Here is a 23,597-nt window from a genome sequence, read left to right as displayed (position 1 = left end):
GAACGCGCATGAGCGACGACGGCCAGACCTTCGACCCACAGACCCTCAAACCTCGGTCTCTGGACCCGCGGGGTGCGCCGGGGCCCGAGGAGGCACGGGGCGGCGCGGAAGGGCCGACGGGCAGCGACGGGCAGCTCGGCGCCGACGCGCCGAGCGGCGACGCGGGACTTGCCGGTGCCCATGAGGTGGGCGAGGGCGCGATGCCCGGAGGGGCCGACAGCCCGAGCGACGTGTACGGCGACGACGACCTGTACGACGACGGTCTGGGCCCCGAAGCCCCGGACGAGGAGGAGGGCCAGCTGTGACCGACGACACCATGGGCGAGCCCCTGCCCGAGGAGCGCGACGGCGAAGCCACGACCGACGAGGCGGCGCTGCGCGACGCCGCGGAGTACAACCGGATCGCGACGGAGCAGGGGGTGGCCGACCCCGGCGGCTTCCCGGCGCCGGAGTCCGGAGGCGCGGACGTGAGCGACGTGCCGGATCGTCCGGACGCGGTCGAATCGTCACTCGAGTCGGCAGCCGACGACGAGGACCCGCTGGCGCCCGACGACCGCGCGGACGACGCCGTCGAGGAGCTCGGCCCGCCCCAGTAGCGGATCGGCTCGCGCGGCTGAGCCGCGGGTCGCGCCGCGCACGTCGGACGGGCGCGGCATGCTGGAGGCATGCAGCTGGAGCGGGCCGTCGAGGCGTTCGCGGCGCACCTCGAGCGGGTGCGTCGCCTGTCACCCGCGACCGTGCGCGCATACCGGAACGACCTGCGCGACCTGCGCGCCACGCTCGGCGACCTCGAGATCGGCGAGATCGACCTCGAGCACCTGCGCGAGTGGCAGTGGGCTGCCACCCGGCGCGGCGACGCACGCTCGACGCTCGCGCGGCGCACGTCGTCGGCGCGCGCGTTCTTCGGGTGGGCGCGCGAGGAGGGGCTCGTGGAGGTCGATCCCAGCCTGCGCCTCGTCTCGCCCAAGCGCGGCCGCACGCTGCCCCAGGTCGCGGCGGCCGACGCGCTCGGTGAGGTGCTCGAGCGCGCGGCCGCGGCCGCCGCCGACGGCGACCCCCTGGCCCTGCGCGATCACGCGGCTCTCGAGCTGCTGTACGGGGCGGGCATCCGCGTGTCGGAGCTGTGCGGCCTCGATGTCGACGATCTCGACGGCGAACGCGCGACCGTGCGCGTGCTGGGCAAAGGGGCCAAGGAACGCGTCGTCCCGTTCGGCGCGCCGGCGGGCCGCGCCCTGTCCGCCTACCTCACGCGCGGGCGGCCCGTGCTCGCGGCACGGGCGGACGATGCGACGCCCGCCCTGTTCCTCGGGGCGCGCGGCCGCCGCGTGGGCCCCCGCGCGGTCTACGACGTCGTGACCCGCCACGTCGGACCGGCCGTCGGCTCCTCGGCCGTCGGGCCGCACGCCCTGCGGCACTCCGCGGCCACGCACCTGCTCGACGGGGGCGCCGACCTGCGGGCCGTGCAGGAGATCCTCGGTCACGCGAGCCTCGGCACGACGCAGATCTACACGCACGTCTCGTCCGAGCGGCTGCGTGCCGCCTACGCGCTCGCCCATCCGCGGGCCTGAGACGCCGCCAGGGGGCGGGCCCGAGCCGTCGCCTCAGCAGCAGGGCAGCAGCACCGCCCGGGGCACGCCGCCCAGCAGCAGCAGCGGATTGACGTACGCCCCCTGCAGCCGCACCCCGAAGTGCACCGACCCCGCCGGAGCGTGCCCGCCCGTGGCCACCGTGCCCACGACGTCCCCGCGCGTCACGGCGTCGCCGGGGGAGAGGTCCGTGGTGACCGGTTCGAGCGTGGTGACGAGCCCGTCGCCGTGGTCGATCGTGATCACCGGCCGGTCGACGACCACCCCCACGAAGGCGACGGTTCCCGAGGCCGGCGCGCGCACCTCGCCGCCGGCGGCGAGGTCGATGCCGCGGTGGCCGGGGCCGTAGGCGTGCGGGGGCGCGACATAGGGTGCGACGATGCGCACGGGGGCGACGGGCCACTCCCAGCGCTCGCGCGTGGGGATCTCGGAGGCGCCCGTCTCGGCGGACACGACGATGCGGGCCGGTGTGCTCGGCTCCGGACCGCGCGCCGCGGCGACCGTGGAGGCCCGGTCGAGGGCGGCCGGCGGCATCGCCCCGGCGGGGGTCGCCGAGACGAGCACGAGGAGGGCGGAGAGGACGAGTGCGGCGGCGATTCGGGACATGGTTCCCACGATCCGCGGGGACGGGGAGGCGCGGGGCGCGGGAGCCCGGATTGTGGACGAATCGCGCGGTTTCGCCGCCTGTGGACGGGGCGGAACGCCGCGCGGCGCCGGCCCCGCTGCTGGTATGCTGGCAGGGCACCTCGCTGAGTCGGGGTGACTTCGCGTGTCCACAGCGATCTCGATCGCGGCGCATCGCTCCCCACGGTCCCTCGGAAGAGGGCGGGAGCGCGTCGGGCACCAGGCTCGCCGGCCGACCGGTCCGGCAGAACAACCGCAACAGAAGGAGAACGGCCATGGCCGTCGTCACCATTCGCCAGCTGCTCGACAGCGGCGTCCACTTCGGACACCAGACCCGCCGGTGGAACCCGAAGGTCAAGCGCTTCATCCTCACGGAGCGCTCGGGCATCCACATCATCGACCTTCAGCAGTCGCTCGCCTACATCGACAAGGCGTACGACTTCGTCAAGGAGACGGTCGCCCGCGGCGGCACCGTGCTCTTCGTCGGCACGAAGAAGCAGGCGCAGGAGGTGCTCGCCGAGCAGGCCACCCGCGTCGGCCAGCCCTACGTCAACGAGCGCTGGCTCGGCGGTCTGCTGACCAACTTCCAGACCGTCTCGAAGCGCCTCGCCCGCATGAAGGAGCTCGAGGAGCTCGACTACGACAACCCCGCCGAGTCGGGCTTCACGAAGAAGGAGCTCCTTCTCAAGAAGCGCGAGCTCGACAAGCTGCACAAGTCGCTCGGCGGCATCCGCAACCTCACCAAGACGCCGTCGGCCCTGTGGGTCGTCGACGCCAAGCGCGAGCACCTCGCGATCGACGAGGCCAAGAAGCTGGGCATCCCGGTGATCGGCATCCTCGACACGAACGTCGACCCCGACGACCTGCAGTTCCCGATCCCGGGCAACGACGACGCGATCCGCTCGGTGTCGCTGCTGACGCGCATCATCGCCGACGCCGCGGCCGAGGGCCTGCAGCAGAAGCACAACCCCGAGGCGGGCGACGCCGAGCCGCTCGCCGAGTGGGAGCAGGAGCTCCTCTCGGGCGAGACCGAGGCCCCCGCGGCCGCGGCCACCGAGGCGCCTGCCGACGCCGCCGCCGAGGCCCCGGCCGAGGCGGAGACCACCGAGGCAGCCCCCGCCGAGTAATTCTCCCGATCCGCCGGTCCCGCACGGGGCCGGCGGATCACCCGAAACGAACCAAGGAGAGCCAGGACACATGGCCAACTTCAGCATCGCCGACATCAAGGCCCTGCGCGAGCAGCTCGGCACGGGCATGGTCGACACCAAGAAGGCGCTCGAGGAGGCCGACGGCAACGTCGAGAAGGCCATCGAGATCCTCCGCCTGAAGGGTGCGAAGGGCAACGCCAAGCGCGCCGACCGCGCCACCAGCGAGGGCCTCGTGGTCGCTCGCGAGCAGGACGGCAAGGCGACGCTCATCGAGCTCGCGTGCGAGACCGACTTCGTCGCGAAGAACGACCGCTTCATCGCGCTGGCCGAGAAGGTGGCCGACGCGGTCGCCGCCGCGGCCGCCGAGAACGTCGAGGCGGCGCTGGCCGCGTCGGCCGGCGAGCAGACCGTCGACCAGCTGATCGCCGACGAGGCCGCCATCATCGGCGAGAAGGTAGAGCTGCGCCGTGTCGCCACGCTCAGCGGCGACGCGTTCCAGGTGTACCTGCACAAGACGAGCAAGGACCTGCCGCCGCAGGTCGGCGTCGTCGTGGCCTACTCGGGCGACGACGCCGAGACGGCGCGCAGCATCGCGCAGCACATCTCGTTCGCCGACCCGGCGTACCTGACCCGCGACGAGGTCCCGGCCGAGGTCGTCGACAAGGAGCGCGACATCGTCACCGAGATCTCGCGCAACGAGGGCAAGCCCGAGGCCGCCCTGCCGAAGATCGTCGAGGGCCGCGTGAACGCGTTCTTCAAGCAGGTCGTGCTGCTCGACCAGCCGTACGCGAAGGACAACAAGCTGTCGATCGAGCAGGTCGCGAAGGACGCCGGGATCACGATCACCGGCTTCGCCCGCTTCAAGGTCGGCGCGTAAGCACCACGAGGGGGCTCGGATCCGCGGGATCCGGGCCCCCTTCCCATGCCCGGGGCGCCGCTCACGGGCTCGGCACAGGGTCAGCCGATCGCGTCGCGATACGGTGAGAGACGGCACAGCGACAGCCGGTACAGGAGAGACAACATGCGAGAGAGCACCGGGCGCCGCCGCGTCCTTCTGAAGCTGTCGGGAGAGGCGTTCGGCGGGGGTCAGCTGGGTGTGAACCCGGATGTCGTCAGCCAGATCGCGCGCGAGATCGCCGCCGCCACCGAGTCGGTCGAGATCGCGATCGTCGTCGGCGGTGGCAACTTCTTCCGCGGCGCGGAGCTCAGCCAGCGCGGCATGGACCGCGGGCGCGCCGACTACATGGGCATGCTCGGCACGGTCATGAACGCGCTCGCCCTGCAGGACTTCCTCGAGCAGGCCGGCGCCGCCACGCGCGTGCAGTCGGCGATCGAGATGACGCAGGTCGCCGAGCCGTACATCCCGCGCCGCGCCGAGCGCCACCTCGAGAAGGGCCGCGTCGTGATCTTCGGCGCGGGCGCCGGTCTGCCGTACTTCTCCACCGACACCGTGGCCGCCCAGCGTGCGCTCGAGATCCGCGCGAGCGAGGTGCTCGTGGCCAAGAACGGCGTGGACGGCGTCTACACCGCCGATCCGCGCACCGACCCCACCGCCACGCGACTGGATCGCGTCACGTACGGCGACGCGCTGCAGCGCGGACTCAAGGTGGTCGACTCCACGGCGTTCAGCCTGTGCATGGACAACGGCATGGACATGCGGGTGTTCGGCATGGAGCCGGCCGGCAACGTCACCAAGGCGCTGCTCGGCGAGGAGATCGGCACGATCGTCACCGCCTGATCCGCACGGATCCGCGCCGAGGGCGCATTCGCGGGGGCGAGGGCGCCCCGCGACTAGACTCGACCCCAGTTCCCACGACGAATGGAGTGACCCGTGATCGCGGATGTCATGACCGAGGCGACCGAGCGCATGGACCGCGCCGTCGATGCCGCGAAGGAGGACTTCGCCACCGTCCGCACCGGACGCGCCAATCCGCAGCTGTTCCAGCGGCTGATGGTCGACTACTACGGCACGCCCACGCCGCTGCAGCAGCTGGCCTCGCTGCAGAACCCCGAGGCGCGCACGCTCATCGTCACGCCGTACGACAAGTCGGCGCTGAAGGCGATCGAGGACGCGATCCGCGACATGCCGAACCTCGGGGCGAACCCGACCAACGACGGCAACATCGTGCGCATCACGATGCCCGAACTGACCGCCGAGCGCCGCAAGGAGTACGTCAAGCTCGTCAAGGCGAAGGCCGAAGACGCCAAGGTGCGCATCCGCGGCATCCGCCGGCAGATCAAGGACGACCTCGACGCGCTGAAGGACGAGATCGGCGAGGACGACATCGCCCGCGCCGAGAAGGAGCTCGACGCGCTGACCAAGGCCCACGTCGACCAGGTCGACGAGGCGCTGAAGCACAAAGAGGCCGAGCTCCTCGAGGTCTGAGGCCGGCAGATGACCGACTCTCCCGACGACGCCGCCGTCACGCCGCGCACCCGCCGCGAGGCGGCGTCGCGCCGTGACGACGCGGTGCCGCCGGCCGTGGTCGCGGGGCGCGCCGAGGGGCGCGAGCCGCACGAGCATGCGCGGGCGCACCTCGAGTACGCGCGCGACCAGCTGGGGCACGCGCGCGAGCAGTTCGAGGCGACGAACGAGCGCATCAAGGCGCGCACGGGCCGCGATCTGCTCCTTGCGATCCTCACGGGCCTGGTGCTCGGGGCGCTCGTGCTCGCCTCGCTGCTGTTCGTGAAGTGGACCTTCGTCCTCGTCGCCGTCGCGGGCGCCGGACTCGGCACCTTCGAGCTGGTGCGCGCCATGCAGGCGGGCGGCCGTCGCGTCGACGTCGCACCGCAGCTGATCGCGGTCCCGCTCATCCTGCTTCCCGCGTACGCGTCGGAGCACTGGCTGCACTGGACGGCCCTGTTCGCCGCGGTGTTCCTCATCGTCGTGTGGCGGCTGCTCGGGCAGATGGCGGCGCGCGATGGCCGGACCTACGGCGACGTGCTGGGCGACGTCCTCGCATCGGGCCTCGTTCCCGTGTACGTGTCGCTGCTCGCGAGCCTCGCGCTGGCGCTGCTGCGCCAGCCGGACGGCGAGTGGTGGGTGCTGGCGTTCCTCATCGCGGTGATCGCCGCCGACACGGGCGCCTACGCGGCCGGCCTCGCGTTCGGACGCCATCCGATGGCCCCGCGCATCAGCCCCAAGAAGACCTGGGAGGGCTTCGCCGGCGCGGCCCTCGCCGCGCTGACCGCCGGTGCGCTGCTCGCGCAGTTCATGCTGGGGATGCCGTGGTGGACGGGGCTCGTCTTCGGCGCCGTCATCCTCGGCACGGCCACGGTGGGCGACCTGGGCGAGTCGATGCTCAAGCGCGACCTGGGCATCAAGGACATGAGCTCGTGGCTGCCGGGCCACGGCGGCGTGCTCGACCGGCTCGACAGCATCCTGCTCTCGGCCGCGGCGGCGTACGCGCTGCACGCGCTGCTCTCGCCGCTGGGCGGGATGTGAGTCCGCATGCGCAGGAGCGACGGGCCGGCGGACGGACGGGATGACACGGAGGCGGATGTGACGCACGAGACCGAGGCGGCCGACACGACGGGTGCGCAGCCCGTCATCGGCGGCGTGACCGCGCTGCTCCACGTGATGGGTGACGAGCCGGGCCTGCGCGACACGGACGCGCCCGCACCCCCGGAGGCCTTCGACGAGACGCTCGGCGCGCCGGCACCCACGGTCCGCGTCGCGGCGCCCGCCGCGGCCGCCGCGCCGGAGCCGCGGGACGCGCGAGCGGATGTCGCGCCGGTCTCGACCGAGCCGGACGACGCGGCGCCCTCTGCCGGGGGCGGCAAGCACCTGCCCTTCCCCGTGATGCACGGTCGCGAGCGCGGCTACCGCCGCGACGCCGTCGAGGCGTTCATGGCGCGGGCGCGCGAGGCGTTCGAGCGCGGCGACGACACCGTCGACGCGCGCGCCGTGCGTCAGGCGGGCTTCCCGCTCGTGCGCGGCGGCTACCAGATCGCCGCGGTCGATGCGGCGCTGGGGCGGATCGAGGACGCGTTCGCGGCACGCGAGCGACAGGCGGCGATCGCGGCGGAGGGACCCGAGGCCTGGGTCGAGCGCGCGCGTGCCGAGGCGCAGGTGATCCTCGAGCGGCTGGCCCGACCCGCCGGCCGCCGCTTCGATCGCGTCGGCCCGCTCTCGTTCGGCTACGCGCCCAAGGAGGTCGACATCGTCGCCGACCGGATCAGCGCGTTCCTGCAGGACGGCGACCCTCTCACGGCGGAGCAGGTGCGCTCGGCAGCCTTCCGCATGTCGCGCGGCGGCTACCGCGAGGAGCAGGTCGACGCCCTGCTCGATGCCGTGGTCGACGTCATCCTCGCCGTGCGCTGATACGCGGATCAGATCACGGAACCGTAACGACCCTGGTACAGTAGGCCCCACTGTGACTTCCACACCCGAACCTCCCACCCGAAAGACGCTGTCGCGGCGCGAGACGCGAGCCCTCGTCGCGCGCGCGGGCGTCGGACCGTCGCGCCCCGCCACGGCCTGGTCGGCGAAGCGCGCCGTCGCGAGCGTGATCGCGGGAGCCGCCGCCGTCGGATTCCTCGCCTCGTACCTCGCGCCCACCGTGGCCGCCATGGCGGAGCCGGGGCAGGAGGACGTCACCTCGGCCTACGCCGAGACGGTGGCCGACGCCCAGATCTACACGGCGCCGGCCGATCTGTCCGTCGCGACGTCGCTCACGAGCACGGCGTACGAGATCTACGTCACGCCGACTCCCACTCCGACGCCCACGCCCGAGCCGGCGGAGGTCGCGGCGGAGCCCGCGTCGTCGTCCGCCCCGGTCATCCCCGCCTTCGCCGCGCCGGATCCCGGCAGCGCCCAGGCGGTCGCGTACGGCATGGTCGCGGCGCGCGGCTGGGGCGACGACCAGTTCTCGTGCCTCGTCGCCCTGTGGAACAAGGAGTCCGGCTGGCGCGTGAACGCGTACAACGCCTCGAGCGGCGCCTACGGCATCCCGCAGTCGCTGCCCGGCAGCAAGATGGCCAGCCACGGCGCCGACTGGCAGACCAACCCCGCCACGCAGATCGCCTGGGGCCTCGACTACATCGCGGGCCGCTACGGCACCCCGTGCGGAGCCTGGGGCCACTCGCAGTCGGTCGGCTGGTATTGAGCCGTGCCGCGGTCGAATCGCCCGCGAGGGCGTCGACCCGGCGGCGGTGACGAGTCGGGCGACGCCTCGTTCGAGCGCCTGCTCGCCGGTTGGAAGCGCACCGAGACGCGACGCGGCCGGGACTACACGGTTCAGCCGGTCACGGGCGCGCGCACCGAGAAGACGTACACGTGCCCCGGGTGCGCCCAGACGATCGAGGTGGGCACGCCCCACGTGGTCGTGTGGCGCGAGGACGGGATCCTCGGCCCCCAGGCCGACCTCGCCGCGCGGCGGCACTGGCACAACCACTGCTGGAGGATCAACGGATGACCGACGCGAGCACCGGGGCCGAGCCCACCGAGATCCGCGGGGCCACGCTGCTGCCCGCGCGGCGCGAGGACGTCGAGCTGCGCACCGCGGACGGGCTGACCCTCGTCGGCGAGCTGTCGCTGCCGGCCGGGCGCGAGCCCGTCGCCACGCTCGTGACGCTGCACCCGCTGCCCACCGCGGGCGGCTTCATGGACTCGCACATCATCCGCAAGGCGGCGGCGCGGCTGCCCGCCCTCGCCGATCTCGCGGTGCTCCGCTTCAACACGCGCGGCACGACCTCGCCGCGTGGCACGAGCGAGGGGGCCTTCGCCGAGGGCGTCGACGAGCGCCTCGACGTCGCCGCGGCGATGGCGCTGGTCGCGGAGCGCGGCCTGCCCGATCCGTGGATCGTCGGGTGGTCGTTCGGCACCGAGCTCGCGCTGAAGTACGGCAGGGAGCACGACATCCGCGGCATGGTGCTGCTCTCGCCGCCGCTGCACCGCGCGACGGACGACGACCTGCGCGCGTGGAACGGCGATCCGCGCCCGATCGTGGCGCTCATCCCCGAGCACGACGACTTCCTGCGGCCCGCGGAGGCCGCGCGGCGCTTCGCCGTGGCGCCGGGCATCCGGCTCATCGACGTGGAGGACGGCAAGCACCTGTGGGTGGGCGAGAAGCAGACCTACCGCGTGCTCACCGAGATCGTGAACGTCGTGAACCCGGGCGCGCTGCCGCTGCCGACCACCTGGCCCACCGACTGAGGCGAGGCGTCAGCGCTCGTTCATGCGCGGGATGACGACCTGGCGGTAGATGATCAGCACACTCGCCGCCACGGGGATCGCGATGAGCGCGCCGAGCAGGCCCAGCAGCGCGCCGCCGGCGAGGGCCGCGACGACGACCACGCCGCCGGGCACCGACACGGCCCGGCTCATGACGCGCGGCGAGACGACGTACGCCTCGATCTGCATGTAGATGAGGTAGTAGATGGCGGCGATCAGCGCCGTGGTGGGCGATCCCAGCCCCGGGACGAGGCACGTCAGCACGATGATCGTCGAGGCCGAGATGGTGCCGACGAGCGGGATCAGCGAGCCGAGGAACGCGACGACGGCGAGCACGGCGGGGAACGGCGCGTCGATGATCGACAGGAAGATCGCGCTCAGCACGCCGTTGATGATGCCCAGCGTCACCTGGCCCATGACGTAGTAGCCGACGGAGTCGGTGATCTGGTCGGCGAGGACGATGAACGACTCCCGCTTCGAGGCGGGGACGAGCTGGTAGACGGCGCTCTTGAGCGAGGGCGTCGAGGCGGTGAGGTAGATCGTCAGGATGATGACGATGAACGCGCCGAAGAGCCCGCTCACCACGCCCACAGTGGCCCCGAGGACGCCCTCGCTGATGGTCGTGATGTTGTCGAGCAGCCACTGGTTGATGTTCGCGAAGATGTCGTCGATCGCCAGGCCCGGGAACATCTGGTCGAGCGACGCGCGGATGTCGGTCTGCCACGTGCCCCGGTTCACCAGCCGGGTGATCTGCGTCACGAGCTGCGAGATCTGCTGGATGAGCGTGGGCAGGATGATCCACACGATCCCCGCGAACAGGCCCAGCACGAGGATGAGGGTGATGAGCACCGCCGCCCAGCGCGGCAGCCGACGCCGCTCGAGCCACGACACGAGGGGATCGAGCCCGAGGGAGATGAACAGCGCCGTGCCGACGTAGAGCAGGATCGTCGACAGCGACTGCACGCTCTGGATCAGGAGCACGCCCAGTCCCACGCCGAGGGTCGCCACGAGCGCCACGCGGAACGGGTTGTGGATCTTCATGTGTCTCCTTCTCGGGTGCCCTCGTCACAGGATAGGGTCACGGGGACCCGCGGCCCGGCAGGACGGGCCGCGCGCTCCCGGGGGACACCCAGCGGCGCGTTCGCTAGTCTGGGACGTCGAGTTCTGTGCGATCCGCGGTCCGACGGCACAGCCGGAGGGCCGGTCGGGCGGATCGCCGAGGGAGTGGTGCCGTGCGTTTCGTCTGGGCTGTGGTGTCGTTCGTGCTCGCCGCGGGGCTGATCGGCGCGGGCATCGCCCAGCGCACCGTCTGGCTCGGGCCGTCCGAGCGGTCGGTCGCGATCGAGATCGACGACGAGGCGCGCTACGTGCTCATCGACGACGACGTGTTCACGGCGCTGCCCGAGTCGCTCGAGGGCAGGGCCGGCGTGCTCGACATCGCGGGCGACGGCGAGGTCTTCTCCGCGTACGGCCGCGAGCACGACATGCGGGCGTGGCTGGCCGACCAGACGTACGCGCACGTGTCGGTCGCCGAGGGGGACCAGGCGGCGGGCGTCGTCGCGGTCGACACCGTCGAGCCGTCGATCGAGCCGGAGGACGGCGAGGAGCCGGAGCCCCGCGACCCGGCCGGCTCGGACCTGTGGTTCGAGGAGTTCGCGGGCACGGGTTCCCTCGAGCAAAGCTTCGCCTTCCCCGAGGGCGGCGAGATGAGCGTGCTGGTGGCGTCCGACGGCACTGAACCCGCGCCCGCCGACATCTCGGTGACGTGGCCGATCGACAACAGCACCCCCGCGGCGCCCTGGCTGATCGTCGGCGGCGCCGCCCTGCTGGTGCTCGGCCTGTTCCTCTACGTCTCGGGCATCCTGCACTCCCGTCGCTCGCGGGGTCCGCGCCGCAAGGGGCTGCCGGTGCCGAAGACCGAGCCCATCGACCTCTCCACCGACCGGATCGAGGGCGGCGAAGAGAAGGGCGTCATCACCGCGACGCCCACCCGCCGCTCGCGGGGACGCAAGGGCCGCGGCCTCATCGCCGTGCCCGCGACGGGACTCGCGCTCGCGCTCATGGCCGGCTGCACGCCGGACGCGCTGCCCGCGCCGACGCCGACGCCGACGCCGACGGTCGTGGCGCCGGAGAACCAGCAGGCGCCCGCGCTCACCGATGCGCAGGCGGCGCGGATCCTCGCGGACATGTCCGCGACCGTGGCCGCGGCCGACGAGGCCGGCGACGTCGCCGTGGCGGAGCAGCGGCTCGAGGGCATGGCGCTCACGATGCGCCGCGTGAACTACGAGATCCGCGCGCAGTTCGGCGACTACGCCACGCTGCCGGCGATCCCCGCGTCGCCGATCCAGATCCTTCTGCCGCAGGCGTTCGACGAATGGCCGCGCACTGCCCTGGTCGTCGTGTCGGACGCCGAGGATCCGTCGATCGCCCCCACGATCCTCACGATGACCCAGCAGGACCCGTGGTCGGACTACCGCGCGTCGTACATCGCGAGCCTCGAGCCGAACGCGGAGATCCCGAGCCTCGCGCCGTCCTACCAGGGCGCGGCCCTCGTGCCGCCGGCCTCGTCGTTCCTCACGATCGCACCCGAGGACGTCGCGGCGGCCTACGCCGACGTGATCGGCAACGGCGAGAACAGCGAGTACGCCGAGCTCTTCGCCGAGGAGGGCGACACGTTCCGACCCGAGGTCGCCCGCGTCCGCGAGGCGACGGCCGCCGAGTTCAACCAGGCCGACGTCGCCGGCGAGATCTCCTTCGGCCAGTCGGCGGCCGACACCCCGCCCGTGTCGCTGGCCACGGTGCACAACGGCGCGATCGTCGCCGTCGCCGTGAACCGCACCGAGCGCGTCACGGCGACCGACGAGCTCGGCGTCGTGCGCCACGGCGACCCCGCGCTGGAGGCGCTCACGGGCGAGACCGAGACCGCGGGCAGCTTCGAGCGCACCGACAGCAGCCCGCTGTTCTTCTACGTGCCGGCGCAGGGCACCGACGAGAAGATCCGCCTGCTCGGCTGGGCATCCAGCGTGACGGCGGGCACCGTCGAATGAGCCACCCGATGATCCACCCCGAGGAGAGCCGATGAGCGACTACGCACCCCACGCCGCGCTGCGCGGCGCCGTCGATCTGTCCGCGCTGCGCAACAGGCCGGCGGGCGGACCGCCCGAGGGCGCATCGTCGGCCGCGGCATCGCCGACCGGAGACGGCGCGGCCGGCACCGCGCGTCTCGTCTTCGACGTCACGGACGCGACGTTCGGCGAGGCGCTCGAGCTCTCGCGCACCGTTCCCGTCGTCGTGGACCTGTGGGCCGAGTGGTGCGGGCCGTGCAAGCAGCTCAGCCCCGTGCTCGAGAAGGTCGTCAGGGAGCTGGCCGGCCGGCTCGTGCTGGCCAAGGTCGACGTCGATGCCAACCCGCAGCTGATGCAGGCGTTCCGCGCCCAGTCGATCCCGCTGGTCGTCGCGCTCGTCGCCGGCCAGCCGGTGCCCTTGTTCACCGGGGCGGTGCCGGAGGAGCAGGTGCGCCAGGTGTTCGCGCAGCTGCTGCAGCTGGCGGCGCAGAACGGCGTGACCGGCACGGTGCCCGTGGCGGACGGCGAGGCGTCGGATGACCAGGCGCAGCCGCAGGAGCCGGAGCTGCCGCCGCTGCACGCCGAGGCGTACGCGGCGATCGAGGCGGGCGACTTCCCGCGGGCGATCGCGGCGTACGAGGAGGCGCTGAAGCAGAACCCGCGCGACGAGGACGCGCAGGCGGGCCTCGGCCAGGTGCGGCTGCTCGCGCGGGTGCAGGACCTGGATCCGGCGGCCGTGCGCGCCGCCGCCGCCGACGGTCCGCACGACGTCGACGCGCAGCTGGCCGTGGCCGATCTGGATCTGGCCGGAGGCCACGTCGACGACGCGTTCGAGCGGCTGCTCGACCTCTTCGCCGCGCTGCCCTCCGATCAGCGCAAGCCCGTGCAGGAGCGCCTCGTCGAGCTGTTCGGCGTGGTGGGCACGACCGACCCGCGCGTCGTGCGGGCCCGCGGGCGCCTCACGAGCCTGCTGTTCTGAGCGGATGAGGGTCTACCTCGACCACGCGGCCACGACGCCGCTGCGGCCCGAGGTGCGCGACGCGTGGCTGGCCGCGCACGAGACGATCGGCAACGCCTCGTCCATCCACGGCGCGGGGCAGGACGCGCGCCGGCTGCTGGAGGACGCCCGCGAGCGGCTCGCGGGCGTGCTCGGGGCCGAGCCGATCGAGGTCGTCTTCACCTCGGGCGGCACGGAGTCCATCGGGCTGGCGCTGCAGGGACTGTGGCGCCGCCGCGCCGCGGACGCCGACGGGATCGTCCTGCCCGACGGCGAGCACCACGCGGTGCTCGACACGGCCGGGTGGCTGGCGTCGCACGAGGGCGCGCGGGTCGTGCCCGTCGCGCTCGACGCCGTGGGGCGCATCCCGCTGGACTCCTTCGCGGCGGCGGCGGGCTCCGGGCGCATCGCGCTGGCGACGGCGATCGCGGCGGGCAACGAGTCGGGCACGATCAACGACGCGCCGGGGCTCGCGGCGGCGGCCGCGGCGGCCGGGGTGCCGATGCACATCGACGCGGTCGCGGCCTTCGGGCGCGTGCCCGTGAGCTTCGCGGGCTGGCGCGGCGACGCGCCGGCGGGCGCGGGCCTCGTGGCGCTCAGCGTGTCGGGGCACAAGCTCGGCGCGCCGGTGGGCACCGGGGCGCTCGTCGTGTCGCGCACGGTGGCGCTCGAGCCGATGCTGCACGGCGGCGGCCAGCAGCGCGGCCTGCGCGCCGGCACGCAGGACGTCGCGGGCGCGACGGCCCTGGCCACCGCCGCGGAGCTGGCCGCGGCCGAGCGCGAGGCCGAGGCCGCGCGGCTCGCGGCGCTGCGCGATGGATTCCTCGCCCGGCTGCGCGAGGCGCTGCCGGAGGCCGAGCTGCTGGGCGACCCCGTGGAGCGGCTGCCGGGCACGATCCAGCTGCTGCTGCCGGGCGCGGCGGGGGAGTCGCTGCTGTTCCTGCTCGATCAGGAGGACATCGCCGTGTCGACCGGATCGGCCTGCCAGGCGGGCGTGGCCGAGCCGTCGCACGTCGTGCTCGCGATGGGGCGCTCGGAGGCCGAGGCCCGCCAGGTGCTGCGCATCACGCTCGGCCGCACGACGACCGCCGCCGACCTCGACGCCCTCCTGCACGCCCTGCCGCGCGCGTACCGCCGCCTCGTGCACTGAGACGGTGTGCGGGGAGCGGCCTCAGCCCCAGATGCTCTCGACGATCGCGCTCGTGTAGCCCTCGGGGGCGAGGTTCGAGTAGTCCGTGTCGATGAGGATGCCGTCGCGCCAGTACACCGTGCGGCCGTCCGTGACCGGGTACGCGTCGCTGGTCCACGTCTTCTCGCACCGCGTGCCCGCGTCGGGCTCGTAGCACGTGAAGCCCTCGGCGGAGAGGCCGCTGAGAAGCTCGCGGGCGTCGCCCTCGGTCATATGCGTGATGGTCGTGTACAGCCCTGTGGTGTCGGCGCGCGGGTCGCGCCACAGACAGATGAGGCCGCCGTCCGGCTGCGGTCCCGACGAGATCCCCGTGCCCGGGTCGTTCAGCGGGGTGTCGCCGAGCTGCTCGAGCACCTCGTCGCTGAGGATCGTGCGGCAGTCGTCCGGGATCTCCGCCGGAGGTGCGGCATCCGGCGTGGGAGAGGCGGACGGGGGCGTCGTCGGCGCTGTCGTGTGGGGCGAGGGGGAGGACGCGCTCTCGCTCGGTGCGGGATCGGTCGTGGGACGATCGGCGCCGCACCCGGCGAGGGCTGAGACCGCGAGAGCGGCAAGGGCGGCGCCGAGGGCAGCACGCCGGAGCGGAGGGGTCACGCGCCCACCATAGGGTATGCGGCGGGTCGCCGACGGGGCCTCCGTCCAGCCGGCGCGCGTAGGCTGGATGCATGCGCGTGCTGGCGGCCATGAGCGGCGGGGTGGACTCCGCCGTCGCCGCCGCGCGCGCCGTCGAGGCCGGCCACGAGGTGGTCGGCGTGCACCTCGCGCTCTCGCGCGCGGGCGGCACGCTGCGCACCGGCAGCCGCGGCTGCTGCACGATCGAGGACGCCATGGACGCCCGGCGCGTCGCCGACCGGCTCGGCATCCCGTTCTACGTGTGGGACTTCTCCGAGCGCTTCCGCGACGACGTGATCGAGGACTTCGTGAGCGAGTACCGCGCCGGCCGCACGCCGAACCCGTGCATGCGCTGCAACGAGCGGATCAAGTTCGCCGCGCTGCTGGAGCGCGCGCTCGAGCTGGGCTTCGACGCCGTGTGCACGGGGCACTACGCGATCCTGCGCGAGGGGGAGGGCGGGCTCGAGCTGCACCGCTCCAGCGAGGAGGCGAAGGACCAGTCGTACGTGCTGGGCGTGCTCACGGCCGAGCAGCTCGCGCACTGTCTGTTCCCGCTGGGCGAGACGCCGTCGAAGGCGCTCGTGCGGGCCGAGGCCGAGGCGAGGGGCCTGGCCGTGGCGTCCAAGCCCGACAGCTACGACATCTGCTTCATCCCGGACGGCGACACGCGCGGCTGGCTGGCCGAGAAGGTCGGCACGGCGCGGGGCGAGATCGTCGACCGCAGCGGGGCGGTCGTGGGCAGCCACGACGGCGCGCACGCCTTCACGGTGGGCCAGCGCAAGGGCCTGCGCCTGGGCGTGCCCGCGCCCGACGGCAAGCCGCGCTTCGTGCTCGAGGTGAGGCCCGTCTCGAACACCGTCGTCGTCGGCCCGAAGGAGGCGCTCGCGATCGGCGAGCTGGCGGGCTCGCGATGGTCGTGGGCGGGGGCCGCGCCGGCGGACCCGCACGAGGAGTTCGCGTGCCACGTGCAGGTGCGCGCGCACGCCGATCCCGTGCCCGCGACGGCGGTGCTGCGCGACGGCGAGCTCGTGGTGCGCCCCGACGAGCCGCTGCACGGCGTGGCGCCGGGGCAGACGGCCGTCGTCTACGTCGGCACGCGCGTGCTGGGGCAGTGCACGATCGACCGCACCGTCTCGGCCGTCCCCGCCGAGGCCTGATCGGAGCGCCCGCGCGGCGCAAGCCCTCGGGGGATGTCGCGGGCCGAATCTAGACTCGGGGTGTGGCGGATGAGATCGAGCAGCTGACCCTCGACGAGGCGCGCGCCGAGGCACGCGCGCTCACGGAGCGGATCCTCGAGGCGAAGGAGGCGTACTACGGGCGCGACGCCTCGCTCGTGGACGACGCGACCTACGACGGGTGGATGCGCCGGCTCGAGGCGCTCGAGCGCCGCTATCCCGAGCTGCAGGGCCAGGACTCGCCGACGCAGGCCGTGGGCGCCGCGGACGGCACGGAGCTGGCGACGATCGAGCACGCCGAGCGCATGCTCAGCCTCGACAACGTGTTCTCCGTCGACGAGCTGCGCGACTGGTGCGCCAAGACGCAGGCGGCGGCCGGCCGCGAGGTGGCGTGGCTGACGGAGCTGAAGATCGACGGTCTGGCCATCTCGCTGCGCTACGAGGACGGCGTGCTCACCTCGGCCGCCACGCGCGGCGACGGCCGCGTGGGCGAGATCGTGACGGAGAACGCCCTCCGCCTGGCCGACATCCCCGAGCGGCTCTCGGGGGAGGGGCATCCCGCGATCGTCGAGGTGCGCGGCGAGGTGTTCATCCCCGTCGCCGCCTTCGAGCGGCTCAACGCGCTGCAGGCACAGTTCCGGGAGCGCGCGGTGGCCGAGGCGCGCGAGCGCGCCGGCGGGCGCGGGCGCGCGTTCGACGAGGCGCGGGCGACCGCCGCGGCCGCGCGGCGCTTCCCGGCCTTCGCGAACCCGCGCAACGCCGCCAGCGGCGGCCTGCGTCAGCAGATCGAGAAGAAGCAGGGCCTCGAGCTCGAGGCGGCGCTCGAGCGGGTCGGCTCGCTGCGGCTGTACGTGCATGGCATCGGCGCATGGCCCGATCCGCCCGTGGCGGCCCAGAGCGAGGTGTACGAGCTGCTCGCCGCGTGGGGACTGCCGACCAGCCCGCACGCGCGCGTGTGCCACGGGGTGGACGAGGTGGTGGCGTTCGTCGAGCGCTTCGGGGAGAACCGCCACGCCGTCGAGCACGAGCTCGACGGCATCGTCGTGAAGGTGGACGAGCTGGCGCTGCACGACGAGCTCGGCATGACCAGCCGCGCCCCGCGCTGGGCGATCGCCTACAAGTACCCGCCGGAGGAGGTGCACACGCGCCTCCTCGACATCGTCGTCTCGGTGGGGCGAACGGGCCGCGCCACGCCGTACGCCGTCATGGAGCCCGCGCACGTGGCCGGCTCGGTCGTGCGCCAGGCGACGCTGCACAACCAGGACGTCGTCAAGGCCAAGGGCGTGCTCATCGGAGACACCGTCGTGCTGCGCAAGGCGGGCGACGTCATCCCCGAGGTGCTCGGCCCCGTCGTCGAGAAGCGCGATGGATCCGAGCGGGCGTTCGTCATGCCGAGCGCGTGCCCCGAGTGCGGCACGCCGCTGCGGCCGATGAAGGAGGGCGACATCGACCTCCGCTGCCCGAACGGCAAGGACTGCCCGGCGCAGGTGCGCGGCCGCGTCGAGCACATCGGATCCCGCGGCGCGCTCGACGTCGAGGCGCTCGGGGAGGTCACCGCCGCCGCGCTCACCCAGCCCGACGTGCCCGCCGATCCGCCGCTGCGCACGGAGGCCGGGCTGTTCGACCTCCGGCTCGAGGACCTGTTCCCGATCGACGTCGTCGTGCGCGACCCCGAGACCGGTCTGCCGCGCGAGGACGCCTCCGGACGAGCCAAGCCCCGCAGTCCGTTCCGGCGCAAGCGGAAGCCGTCGGGCAAGGACGCCGACCCGCCGTTCGATCCGGACGGGCCGTTCGACGGCGACGAGACGCACATCGTCTCCGCGCAGGCGCTCAAGCTGCTCGACGAGCTCGAGAAGGCGAAGACGAAGGACCTGTGGCGCCTGCTCGTGGCGCTCAACATCCGCCACGTCGGGCCCGTCGCGGCGCGTGCGCTGGCGGGGTGGTTCGGGTCGCTCGACGCCATCCGCGCGGCCTCGCGCGACGAGCTCGCGGCGGTCGAGGGGGTCGGCCCCATCATCGCCGACTCGCTCCTGGAGTGGTTCGAGATCGACTGGCACCGCGAGATCGTCGAGCGGTGGACCGCCGCGGGCGTCCGGTTCGCGACGCCGGGGCATCCCGGCCCCGGCGCGGCCTGCGCCGGCGGCGTCCTCGACGGCATCACGGTCGTCGCGACGGGCTCGCTCGAGGGCTACACGCGCGAGGGTGCGCAGGAGGCGATTATCCGCGCGGGCGGCAAGGCCGCCTCGAGCGTGAGCAAGAAGACCGACTTCGTCGCCGCGGGCCCCGGCGCGGGCTCGAAACTGGCCAAGGCCGAGGCGCTCGGCGTGCGGATCATCGACGCGGCCGCGTTCCATATCCTCGTCACGGAGGGGCCGGACGCACTGGGCGCGCCGGCCGACACCGACGCCGACTGAGACGTCGACGAGGGCCACCCGGCCCTAGGCTGGAGCCATGGAGCAGCGCACCCTCGGACGCACCGGACGCGACGTCTCGATCATCGGCCTCGGCACCTGGCAGCTCGGCGCGGATTGGGGTGACGTCGCCGAGAGCGACGCCCTCGCCGTGCTCGATGCCGCGCACGAGGCCGGCGTGACCTTCTTCGACACCGCCGATGTCTACGGCGACGGCCGCAGCGAGCAGCTCATCGGCCGCTGGCTGCGCGAGCACCCCGGGGCGGGCGTCACCGTCGCGACGAAGATGATCCGGCGGGCGGAGGCGCCCGACCTCGCACACGCCACCCTCGACAACTTCCGCGCGTGGACGGACCGGTCCCGCCGCAACCTCGGCGTCGACACGCTCGACCTCGTGCAGCTGCACTGCCCGACGAGCGACGTGTACGAGACCGATCGCGTCTTCGACGACCTCGACACCCTCGTCGCCGACGGCGCGATCGCGAGCTACGGCGTGAGCGTCGAGACGGTCGCCGAGGCGCGCCGCGCGATCGCGCGGCCCTCGGTGGCGAGCGTCCAGATCATCCTCAACGCCTTCCGGCGCAAGCCGCTCGACGAGGTGCTGCCCGCCGCCGTCGACGCGGGCGTGGGCATCATCGCGCGCGTGCCGCTCGCGAGCGGTCTGCTGAGCGGCCGGTACACGCGCGAGACGACGTTCGCGGAGAACGACCATCGCACCTACAACCGGCGCGGCGAGGCGTTCGACGTGGGAGAGACGTTCTCGGGCGTCGACTACGAGGTCGGCGTCGACGCGGCCGGCCGCTTCGCCGAGCTCGCGCGCGCCGCGGGCCTCGAGCCCGCCACCGCCGCCCTGGCGTGGGTGGCGCAGCAGCCCGGGGTGACCACCGTCATCCCCGGTGCCCGCAACCCGGAGCAGGCGAGGGCGAACGCCGCCGCCGGTGAGGTCGGCCCGCTGCCGCAGGAGTTCCTCGACGGCGTGCGCGACCTCTACGACGAGGCGATCCGCCCGCTCGTGCACGACCGCTGGTGAGGCCGGCGCGGCCGCCCCGGCGGGCGCGGCGCCGGGGCGGCCGGCTTGCCTCGACCGCTCCTTCTCCCTACGCGTGCGCGCGACGCGCGCGTGTCTAGCAAGCCGAGATCCGAGACCCCGTCAGCGTCTGGCCGTATCGTGGCGGCTGCACCGATCAGGGAGGATCTCCTGTCATGTCCGACACCGTCGTCTATCTCATCGCCCTCGCCGTGTACTTCGCGGCCATGATCGCCATCGGCTTCTACGGGTTCACACAGACCAAGAGCGACGAGGACTACGTCCTCGGGGGCCGCAACCTGCCCGCACCGGTCGCCGCGCTCAGCGCCGGCGCCTCCGACATGTCCGGCTGGCTCATGATGGGCCTGCCCGGCGCGATCTACCTCTCCGGCCTCATGGAGGCGTGGATGGCCATCGGCCTCACGGTCGGCGCCTACCTGAACTGGAAGCTCGTCGCGCCGCGTCTGCGCGCGTACACCGAGGTGGCCGGCAACGCGCTCACCGTCCCCACCTTCTTCGAGAACCGGCTGCACGACCGCTCGCGCGTGCTGCGGATCGTCGCCGGCATCGTCATCCTCGTCTTCTTCACGCTGTACGTGTCCAGCGGCATGGTCGCCGGCGGCAAGTTCTTCGCGAGCTCGTTCGGCGCCCTGTTCGGCGAGGACGCGAACGTCTACCTCATCGGCATGCTCCTCGTGGGCGGCATCACCGTGCTGTACTCGCTGTTCGGCGGCTTCCTCGGTGCCTCGTTCACCGACTTCGTGCAGGGCATCATGATGATGCTCGCCCTCATCGCGGTCCCGATCCTCGCGTTCGTCGCCGTCGGCAGCCTCGACGAGGTGACGGGGCAGCTCACCGCGGAGCAGGCGTCGTGGTTCGGCGGCGAGGTGACGGGCGCGAGCGTGCTCGCCGTCGTCTCGGCCGTCGCCTGGGGCCTCGGCTACTTCGGTCAGCCGCACATCATCGTGCGCTTCATGGCGCTGCGCAGCGCGAAGGAGGCGAAGGTCGCCCGGCGCATCGGCATGGGCTGGATGGTCGTCTCGCTGCTGGGCACGGTGCTCGCCGGCTTCATCGGCATCGCGTACCTGCGCCAGCAGGGCGTCGTGCTCGACGACGTCACGGCCGAGACGGTCGTGCTCGTGATGGCGCAGACGCTGTTCCACCCGTTCATCGCGGGTCTCGTACTGGCCGCCGTCGTCGCCGCCATCATGTCGACCATCTCCAGCCAGCTGATCGTCTCCTCCTCGGCGCTCGTCGACGACATCGCCCAGGCCTTCTTCCGCCGCAAGCCCTCCGCGCAGGGCGGCCTCTGGCTCGGGCGCGCCGGTGTGCTCGTCGTCTCGATCGTGGCGATGGTGCTGGCACTCGATCCCAACAGCTCGATCCTCGCGCTCGTGGGCTTCGCGTGGGCGGGCTTCGGCGCGGCGTTCGGTCCGCTCATCCTGCTGTCGCTGTTCTGGCGCCGGCTGACGACCTGGGGTGCGCTGGCCGGAATGGTCGTGGGCTCGGTGGTCGTCTTCACGTGGCAGTACCTGCCCGCGCCCGTCTCGGACCTCTACGAGCTGCTGCCCGGCTTCGTCCTCGCGCTGCTCGCGGCGATCGTCGTGAGCCTGGCCACCTTCCGCGCGGAGGGGGCCGGCCAGGACGACATCCAGGACGAGTTCACGCGCACCGGCGCCATCGTGCTCGAGGGCGTGCGCCCGAGCCGCGAGTCCTGACGTACGGGCCCGGCGGCGCCATGCTCGCACGCGTTCCGCGCGGGCAGGGCGCCGTCCGGCCGTCGGCGGGACCGCCCCGTACGATGGCAGGGTGACCACCGTGTTCGATCCGCCCCGCCCGTGGACCGCCTCGTACGCCGAGGGCGTGCCCGAGGACTTGGCGCCGATCTCCGGCTCGCTGATGGATCTCGTCGCCGACTCGGCGCGCGACTTCCCCGACGCCCCGGCGCTGCAGTTCTTCGGCCGTGTGACGACCTACGCGGCGCTGGCCGCCGCCATCGAGCGCGCCGCCGCCGGGTTGCGCGCGCAGGGCGTGCGCAAGGGCGACCCGGTCGCGATCATCCTGCCGAACTGCTCGCAGCACATCATCGCGTTCTACGCCGTGCTGCGCCTGGGCGCGATCGTCGTCGAGCACAACCCGCTCTACACGCCGCGCGAGCTGCGCAAGCAGTTCGAGGACCACGGCGCCAAGCACGCGATCGTGTGGAGCAAGGTCGCCAAGACCGTCCAGGAGTTCCCCGCCGACCTCGCCGTCGAGACGCTCGTCTCCGTCGACGTGACGAAGGGCATGCCCGCCGTCATGCAGTTCGCGCTGCGGCTGCCGATCCCGAAGCTGCGGGAGTCGCGTCGGCAGCTCACGGAGCCGGTGCGCGGTGCCGTCGCGTGGGAGCGGATCGTGGGGCACGCGCCGCTCGACCCCGACCTGCCCGGCCCGGAAACGGACGACGTCGCGATCATCCAGTACACGAGCGGCACGACCGGCGACCCCAAGGGGGCCGCGCTGACGCACCGCAACCTGCTCGCGAACGCGGCGCAGGCGCGCGCGTGGATCCCCGAGGTGAAGCGCGGGCTCGGCACCGTCGTCTACGCCGTGCTGCCGATGTTCCACGCATACGGACTGACGCTCTGCCTCACGTTCGCGATGTCGCAGGCCGCGCGGCTCGTGCTGTTCCCGAAGTTCGACCCGGACATGGTGCTCGCCGTCACGAAGAAGCACCCCGCGACCGTGCTGCCGGCGGTGCCCCCGATCGCGCAGCGCCTGCTCGCCCGCGCGCAGGAGAAGGGCGTCTCGCTCGAGGGCACGCGGATCGGCGTGTCCGGCGCCATGGCGCTCGACCCGGCGCTCGTCGAGCCGTGGGAGGCCGAGACGAAGGGCTACCTCGTCGAGGGCTACGGCCTGTCGGAGTGCTCGCCGGTGCTCATCGTGAATCCCGTCGCGCCGCACCGCAAGGCCGGCTCCATCGGCCTGCCGCTGCCGGGCACCGAATGCCGCGTCGTGGATCCCGACACGGGCGAGGACGTGCCGCAGCGGCAGGCGGGCGAGCTCGTCGTGCGCGGACCGCAGGTCTTCGGCGGGTACTACGGCAAGCCCGAGGAGACCGAGCGCGTCTTCCTCGACGGCTGGTTCCGCACGGGCGACATCGTCGAGATGGACGAGGACGGCTTCTTCCGCGTGGTCGACCGCCTCAAGGAGCTCATCATCACGGGCGGCTTCAACGTGGCGCCCACCGAGGTGGAGAGCGCGCTGCGCCAGCACCCGGCCATCGCGGACGCCGCCGTCGTCGGCATGCCGGGCACGAACGGCGAGGAGGTCGTCGCGGCGGTCGTGCTCGACGGCACCCCCGAGTTCGACCCGGAGGAGGTGCGGTCGTTCGTGAAGAAGGTGCTCACGCCCTACAAGGCGCCGCGGCGACTCGTCGTGGTCGACGAGCTGCCGAAGTCCATGATCGGCAAGGTGCTGCGCCGCCAGGTGAAGCAGCAGCTCCAGGAGAAGCTCGGCGGCTGACGGCACGAGGCCGGCATGGGGAGTTGTACTCATCGCGGGATTCGCGCGGTCGCCGTATCGTGACGGGAGGACACCCGCACGGGGTGAC

22 protein-coding genes and 1 pseudogene are annotated in these 23,597 nt (G+C 73.1%); 20 read left to right on the top strand and 3 right to left on the bottom strand.

Translation table 11 applies throughout. From position 1 onward, the window contains the following. Positions 1–8: 8 nt before the first annotated feature. The 3 genes from ACWDR7_RS02060 (at position 9) to ACWDR7_RS02050 (ending at position 1,567) form a co-directional block, all read left to right on the top strand. Entirely contained in the window at positions 9–305 is a 297-nt protein-coding gene (locus ACWDR7_RS02060) for a hypothetical protein (protein WP_449853272.1), read from the top strand. After that, complete coding sequence (locus ACWDR7_RS02055; protein ID WP_449853271.1) at positions 302–595, top strand: hypothetical protein; 294 nt, start codon at positions 302–304, stop codon at positions 593–595. The genes ACWDR7_RS02060 and ACWDR7_RS02055 overlap by 4 nt, the downstream gene beginning before the upstream one ends. A 69-nt stretch (positions 596–664) precedes the next feature. Beyond that, positions 665–1,567 (top strand): tyrosine recombinase XerC, encoded by a 903-nt coding sequence (locus tag ACWDR7_RS02050; protein ID WP_449853270.1) that lies wholly within the window; start codon positions 665–667, stop codon positions 1,565–1,567. A 33-nt stretch (positions 1,568–1,600) separates the two neighbouring features. Here ACWDR7_RS02050 and ACWDR7_RS02045 read toward each other — a convergent pair whose 3' ends face one another. Continuing rightward, positions 1,601–2,191 carry a murein hydrolase activator EnvC family protein gene (locus ACWDR7_RS02045; protein WP_449853269.1) on the bottom strand — a complete coding sequence of 197 codons (591 nt, stop codon included), beginning with the start codon at positions 2,189–2,191 and terminating at the stop codon, positions 1,601–1,603. Between the two features lie 293 nt (positions 2,192–2,484). Between ACWDR7_RS02045 and rpsB the strand changes: the two genes are divergently transcribed. The 9 genes and pseudogenes from rpsB to ACWDR7_RS02000 all read left to right on the top strand — a co-directional run bounded on the left by rpsB (position 2,485) and on the right by ACWDR7_RS02000 (position 9,514). Next, positions 2,485–3,336, top strand: coding sequence for a 30S ribosomal protein S2 (gene rpsB, locus ACWDR7_RS02040; protein ID WP_449853268.1), 852 nt, complete (start codon positions 2,485–2,487; stop codon positions 3,334–3,336). A gap of 70 nt (positions 3,337–3,406) precedes the next feature. Continuing rightward, complete coding sequence (gene tsf, locus ACWDR7_RS02035; protein ID WP_449853267.1) at positions 3,407–4,234, top strand: translation elongation factor Ts; 828 nt, start codon at positions 3,407–3,409, stop codon at positions 4,232–4,234. A 144-nt stretch (positions 4,235–4,378) separates the two neighbouring features. Further along, positions 4,379–5,095, top strand: coding sequence for a UMP kinase (gene pyrH, locus ACWDR7_RS02030; protein WP_449853266.1), 717 nt, complete (start codon positions 4,379–4,381; stop codon positions 5,093–5,095). Positions 5,096–5,188: 93 nt separating this feature from the next. Further along, positions 5,189–5,743: a ribosome recycling factor gene (frr, locus tag ACWDR7_RS02025; RefSeq protein ID WP_449853265.1), complete on the top strand. Its 555-nt coding sequence runs from the start codon at positions 5,189–5,191 to the stop codon at positions 5,741–5,743. A 9-nt stretch (positions 5,744–5,752) separates the two neighbouring features. After that, complete coding sequence (locus ACWDR7_RS02020; protein ID WP_449853264.1) at positions 5,753–6,802, top strand: phosphatidate cytidylyltransferase; 1,050 nt, start codon at positions 5,753–5,755, stop codon at positions 6,800–6,802. 57 nt (positions 6,803–6,859) lie between these two features. After that, complete coding sequence (locus ACWDR7_RS02015) at positions 6,860–7,681, top strand: DivIVA domain-containing protein (RefSeq protein WP_449853263.1); 822 nt, start codon at positions 6,860–6,862, stop codon at positions 7,679–7,681. A gap of 418 nt (positions 7,682–8,099) precedes the next feature. Further along, positions 8,100–8,465 (top strand): annotated as a pseudogene (locus tag ACWDR7_RS02010) (aggregation-promoting factor C-terminal-like domain-containing protein); the annotation flags it as partial. Between the two features lie 3 nt (positions 8,466–8,468). Then, positions 8,469–8,774, top strand: a complete 306-nt coding sequence (locus tag ACWDR7_RS02005; RefSeq protein ID WP_449853262.1) for a hypothetical protein — start codon at positions 8,469–8,471, stop codon at positions 8,772–8,774. Then, complete coding sequence (locus ACWDR7_RS02000) at positions 8,771–9,514, top strand: alpha/beta hydrolase (RefSeq protein ID WP_449853261.1); 744 nt, start codon at positions 8,771–8,773, stop codon at positions 9,512–9,514. The genes ACWDR7_RS02005 and ACWDR7_RS02000 overlap by 4 nt, the downstream gene beginning before the upstream one ends. 9 nt (positions 9,515–9,523) lie before the next feature. On the opposite strand, the gene ACWDR7_RS01995 is transcribed toward ACWDR7_RS02000, so the two are convergent. Further along, positions 9,524–10,573 (bottom strand): AI-2E family transporter, encoded by a 1,050-nt coding sequence (locus ACWDR7_RS01995; protein WP_449853260.1) that lies wholly within the window; start codon positions 10,571–10,573, stop codon positions 9,524–9,526. Between the two features lie 191 nt (positions 10,574–10,764). Here ACWDR7_RS01995 and ACWDR7_RS01990 point away from each other — a divergent pair, with 191 nt between their 5' ends. Genes ACWDR7_RS01990 through ACWDR7_RS01980 form a run of 3 tightly spaced genes read left to right on the top strand, consistent with a single transcriptional unit; the run spans position 10,765 to position 14,744 of the window. Continuing rightward, positions 10,765–12,579 (top strand): glycosyl transferase, encoded by a 1,815-nt coding sequence (locus ACWDR7_RS01990; RefSeq protein ID WP_449853259.1) that lies wholly within the window; start codon positions 10,765–10,767, stop codon positions 12,577–12,579. Positions 12,580–12,610: 31 nt separating this feature from the next. After that, a complete protein-coding gene (locus ACWDR7_RS01985; protein WP_449853258.1) occupies positions 12,611–13,576 on the top strand; it encodes a tetratricopeptide repeat protein in 966 nt (321 codons plus the stop codon). Positions 13,577–13,580: 4 nt separating this feature from the next. Further along, positions 13,581–14,744: a cysteine desulfurase family protein gene (locus ACWDR7_RS01980; protein ID WP_449853257.1), complete on the top strand. Its 1,164-nt coding sequence runs from the start codon at positions 13,581–13,583 to the stop codon at positions 14,742–14,744. 21 nt (positions 14,745–14,765) lie between these two features. Here ACWDR7_RS01980 and ACWDR7_RS01975 read toward each other — a convergent pair whose 3' ends face one another. Continuing rightward, positions 14,766–15,374: a DUF3558 family protein gene (locus ACWDR7_RS01975; RefSeq protein WP_449853256.1), complete on the bottom strand. Its 609-nt coding sequence runs from the start codon at positions 15,372–15,374 to the stop codon at positions 14,766–14,768. Positions 15,375–15,445: 71 nt separating this feature from the next. Here ACWDR7_RS01975 and mnmA point away from each other — a divergent pair, with 71 nt between their 5' ends. The 5 genes from mnmA (at position 15,446) to ACWDR7_RS01950 (ending at position 23,509) form a co-directional block, all read left to right on the top strand. Beyond that, positions 15,446–16,549 (top strand): tRNA 2-thiouridine(34) synthase MnmA, encoded by a 1,104-nt coding sequence (gene mnmA / locus ACWDR7_RS01970; RefSeq protein WP_449853255.1) that lies wholly within the window; start codon positions 15,446–15,448, stop codon positions 16,547–16,549. A 62-nt stretch (positions 16,550–16,611) separates the two neighbouring features. Beyond that, positions 16,612–18,981 (top strand): NAD-dependent DNA ligase LigA, encoded by a 2,370-nt coding sequence (gene ligA / locus ACWDR7_RS01965; protein WP_449853254.1) that lies wholly within the window; start codon positions 16,612–16,614, stop codon positions 18,979–18,981. 37 nt (positions 18,982–19,018) lie between these two features. Further along, a complete protein-coding gene (locus tag ACWDR7_RS01960; protein WP_449853253.1) occupies positions 19,019–20,008 on the top strand; it encodes an aldo/keto reductase in 990 nt (329 codons plus the stop codon). Between the two features lie 173 nt (positions 20,009–20,181). Continuing rightward, complete coding sequence (gene putP / locus ACWDR7_RS01955) at positions 20,182–21,723, top strand: sodium/proline symporter PutP (RefSeq protein WP_449853252.1); 1,542 nt, start codon at positions 20,182–20,184, stop codon at positions 21,721–21,723. A 91-nt stretch (positions 21,724–21,814) separates the two neighbouring features. Further along, positions 21,815–23,509 (top strand): long-chain-fatty-acid--CoA ligase, encoded by a 1,695-nt coding sequence (locus ACWDR7_RS01950; RefSeq protein ID WP_449853251.1) that lies wholly within the window; start codon positions 21,815–21,817, stop codon positions 23,507–23,509. Positions 23,510–23,597 lie beyond the last annotated feature (88 nt).

The organism is Microbacterium sp. NPDC003461 (assembly GCF_053588335.1).
This window is presented reverse-complemented; position numbering and strand designations above follow the sequence as displayed.

Excerpts from the sequence above, each read along its gene's own strand:
- ACWDR7_RS02050 (WP_449853270.1), top strand. The coding sequence starts at position 665 with ATGCAGCTGGAGCGGGCCGTCGAGGCGTTCGCGGCGCACCTCGAGCGG.
- ACWDR7_RS01985 (WP_449853258.1), top strand. The coding sequence starts at position 12,611 with ATGAGCGACTACGCACCCCACGCCGCGCTGCGCGGCGCCGTCGATCTG.
- mnmA (WP_449853255.1), top strand. The coding sequence starts at position 15,446 with ATGCGCGTGCTGGCGGCCATGAGCGGCGGGGTGGACTCCGCCGTCGCC.
- putP (WP_449853252.1), top strand. The coding sequence starts at position 20,182 with ATGTCCGACACCGTCGTCTATCTCATCGCCCTCGCCGTGTACTTCGCG.
- tsf (WP_449853267.1), top strand. The coding sequence starts at position 3,407 with ATGGCCAACTTCAGCATCGCCGACATCAAGGCCCTGCGCGAGCAGCTC.
- ACWDR7_RS01960 (WP_449853253.1), top strand. The coding sequence starts at position 19,019 with ATGGAGCAGCGCACCCTCGGACGCACCGGACGCGACGTCTCGATCATC.
- ACWDR7_RS02020 (WP_449853264.1), top strand. The coding sequence starts at position 5,753 with ATGACCGACTCTCCCGACGACGCCGCCGTCACGCCGCGCACCCGCCGC.
- ACWDR7_RS02045 (WP_449853269.1), bottom strand. The coding sequence starts at position 2,191 with ATGTCCCGAATCGCCGCCGCACTCGTCCTCTCCGCCCTCCTCGTGCTC.
- pyrH (WP_449853266.1), top strand. The coding sequence starts at position 4,379 with ATGCGAGAGAGCACCGGGCGCCGCCGCGTCCTTCTGAAGCTGTCGGGA.
- ACWDR7_RS01980 (WP_449853257.1), top strand. The coding sequence starts at position 13,581 with ATGAGGGTCTACCTCGACCACGCGGCCACGACGCCGCTGCGGCCCGAG.
- ACWDR7_RS02060 (WP_449853272.1), top strand. The coding sequence starts at position 9 with ATGAGCGACGACGGCCAGACCTTCGACCCACAGACCCTCAAACCTCGG.
- ACWDR7_RS02000 (WP_449853261.1), top strand. The coding sequence starts at position 8,771 with ATGACCGACGCGAGCACCGGGGCCGAGCCCACCGAGATCCGCGGGGCC.
- rpsB (WP_449853268.1), top strand. The coding sequence starts at position 2,485 with ATGGCCGTCGTCACCATTCGCCAGCTGCTCGACAGCGGCGTCCACTTC.
- ACWDR7_RS01995 (WP_449853260.1), bottom strand. The coding sequence starts at position 10,573 with ATGAAGATCCACAACCCGTTCCGCGTGGCGCTCGTGGCGACCCTCGGC.